This window comes from Marinobacterium profundum (assembly GCF_001528745.1).
Lineage (GTDB): Bacteria > Pseudomonadota > Gammaproteobacteria > Pseudomonadales > Balneatricaceae > Marinobacterium_A > Marinobacterium_A profundum.
Genome location: NZ_BCNS01000167.1, coordinates 1 through 681, shown reverse-complemented (window position 1 = coordinate 681; position 681 = coordinate 1). Strand labels below are relative to the sequence as shown.

The 681-nt window shown below is 57.0% G+C and carries 1 protein-coding gene; it reads left to right on the top strand.

Translation table 11 applies throughout. From position 1 onward, the window contains the following. Positions 1-55 precede the first annotated feature (55 nt). Positions 56-681, top strand: a 626-nt coding sequence (locus MPRO_RS20080) for a formyltetrahydrofolate deformylase (protein WP_067297336.1), incomplete at its 3' end; no start/stop codon positions are given.

Genomic DNA, 681 nt, shown 5'->3' with positions numbered 1-681 from the left:
GCGCTCGACGCCGCGCTCTGAGACTTCGATTACCTTTAAATACATAGGAACCGAGATGAAGAACAAACCTGCATACATTCTTAAAGTGTCCTGCCCGGGCAAGGTCGGCATCGTTGCCGCCGTAGGTAACTTCCTGGCCGACCGGGGCTGCTTTATCAAGGAATTTCACCAGTTTGACGATCTGGAGTCCGGGCGCTTTTTCTCCACCATCGAGTTCGTATTTGAAGGTTCCCAGCAGCCGAGTGTCGAGCAGCTGAAAGCGGCCTTTGAAGTCACGGCGCTGCGCTTTGAGATGGAGTGGGAAATCCACGACGCCAGCCAGCCGGCCCGCGTGCTGATCATGGTCTCCAAGTACGACCACTGCCTGCGTGACTTGCTGTACCGCCGTGCTACCGGCGAGCTCAACATCGAGATCTCCGCCATTGTCTCCAACCATGAAGATCTGCGCTACCTGGCCGAGCGTGAAGGGCTGGACTATATCCACCTGCCGGTGACCAAGGAAACCAAGCCGGAACAGGAAGCCAAGCTGCTCGAAATCGTTGAGCAGACCGGCACCGAACTGGTGGTTCTGGCGCGCTACATGCAGGTGCTGTCCGATACCCTGTGCAAGCAGCTGGCCGGGCGCTGTATCAATATTCACCATTCCTTCCTGCCGGGCTTCAAGGGTGCCAAACCCTACTT